This window comes from Tropicimonas aquimaris (assembly GCF_042676185.1).
Taxonomy (GTDB): Bacteria; Pseudomonadota; Alphaproteobacteria; order Rhodobacterales; family Rhodobacteraceae; genus Tropicimonas; species Tropicimonas aquimaris.
In genome coordinates, this window is the sequence record NZ_JBHTJT010000068.1 from 1 (window position 1) to 1,946 (window position 1,946).

Below are 1,946 nucleotides of genomic sequence, written 5' to 3' on the forward strand. Positions count from 1 at the left end.
GACCTCGTCGTCGAACTGGCCAGCAACGATGGCTACATGCTGCGCAACTTCGTCGCGGCCGGCGTGCCCGTGCTTGGGATCGACCCGGCCGAGAGGCAGGCCGAAGCCGCTCGCGCGATCGGTGTCGAAACGCTGTCGGATTTCTTCGGCCTCGATCTGGCACGGTCACTGGCCAACGAGGGGCGCCGCGCCAGCCTCATCATCGCCAACAACGTCGTGGCCCATGTCGAGAACCAGAACGATTTCGTCGCGGGCATTCGGGCGTTGTTGCGGGACGATGGTGCTGTCGTGGTGGAGTTTCCCTACGTGCGCGATCTGGTGGAGAAGAACGAGTTCGACACGATCTACCACGAGCACCGCTGCTATTTTTCGGTGACCAGCGCGAAGAACCTGTTCCATCGGCACGGCCTCTTCCTGAACGATGTGAAACGCGTGCCGATCCACGGCGGATCGCTTCGTCTCAGGTTCGGGACGGTGTCGGATCCGACGCCTGCGCTGGCCGAGATCCTTGCCGAAGAGGCCGCGCTCGGGATGGACGGGTTCGAGTATTACCGCGGCTTTGGCGAGACCGTGAACGCCTTCCGCGAACGGGCGCGCGGGCTTGTGCTGGGCCTGAAGACATCGGGCAAGCGCATCGCCGGATACGGGGCGGCGGCCAAGGGAACGATCCTGCTCAACTACCTCGGTCTCGACGAACGGGTCCTGGACTTCGTGGTCGACAAGAACCCGCACAAGCAGGGCAAGTTCATGCCCGGCGTCACCATCGAGATTGGCGGGCCTGAGCGCCTGATCGAGGAAAGGCCGGATTACGTGCTGATCCTGCCCTGGAACTTTCGCGACGAGATCATTCGCCAGCAAGACGAGTATCTCGCCGGCGGCGGTCGCTTCATCGTGCCGATCCCCGATCTGGAGGTGGTCTCCAAGTGATCGATACGCCCATCGCGGCCCTCGGTGCGCCGAGGACAGATTGTCCGGCCTGCGGCGGAGGCGCATTGAAAGAGCTCCTGCATCTGCCGGCGATCCCGGTGCAAAGCTGCATCCTGCTGGACAGCGCCGCCGATGGCGCCGGCTTCCCGCGCCACCAGATGCGCCTGACCTTCTGCGAGGAATGCGGGTTCATCTTCAACGCCGCGTTCGACGAGCGGCTGATCGACTACGCCTCGGTCACCGAAGAGACGCAGCATTTCTCCGGGACCTTCAACGCCTTTGCCCGAAAGCTGGTGCAGGAGATCGTCGCGACCTGGCCGCTCGAAGGGCGCAAGGTGCTGGAGATCGGCTGCGGCAAGGGAGATTTCCTACACGAGTTGTGCCTGGCCGTGCGCTGCGGGGCGCTCGGTATCGATCCGGGATTCATCGAGGAACGACTGGAGACGCCACACGACGGCTCGCTGCGGTTTCAGCGGGAGTATTTCGACCCGGCGACCGTGAAGATGCGCCCGGACCTCGTGATCTGCCGCCATACGCTCGAGCATATCGGGGAGGTCAAGGATTTCGTCGACGCTATCCTGCCGCTGGTCTCCGACAGGCCCGATGCCGGGGTCTTCTTCGAGACGCCGGACGTGGGCAGGGTGCTGCGGGAAGGCGCGTTCTGGGACATCTACTTCGAGCATTGCTCCTATTTCACACCGAGCACTCACGCAGGGCTTTTCCGGTCGGCGGGCTACGAGGTGACGGCGCTGCGTCTCGATTACGGCGAGCAATACATCATCCAGAACGCTCGGGCCGGGCGTGGCGCGGCGTTGCCGCCATTCGCGGCCGAAGAGTCGCTAGATGAGCTTGCCGCGCTCGCAACCGCTTTCCCGACCAGGGTCGCCGAGGTCATGGGCCACTGGTACGACTTCGTCACCAGCCGGCACAAGGACGGCAGGCGCCTTGCGATCTGGGGCGGAGGATCAAAATGCGTGAGCTTTCTGACCTCGCTCGGCCTCGCCGACGAGATCGCGCAA

At 64.1% G+C, this 1,946-nt stretch carries 2 protein-coding genes; both read left to right on the forward strand.

Annotation, left to right across the window (positions count from 1 at the left end):
• Window positions 1-927: class I SAM-dependent methyltransferase (locus ACFQ2S_RS24745; RefSeq protein ID WP_386079416.1), on the forward strand; the 927-nt coding region annotated here is incomplete at its 5' end.
• A 65-nt stretch (window positions 928-992) separates the two neighbouring features.
• Window positions 993-1,946: class I SAM-dependent methyltransferase (locus tag ACFQ2S_RS24750; RefSeq protein ID WP_386079418.1), on the forward strand; the 954-nt coding region annotated here is incomplete at its 3' end.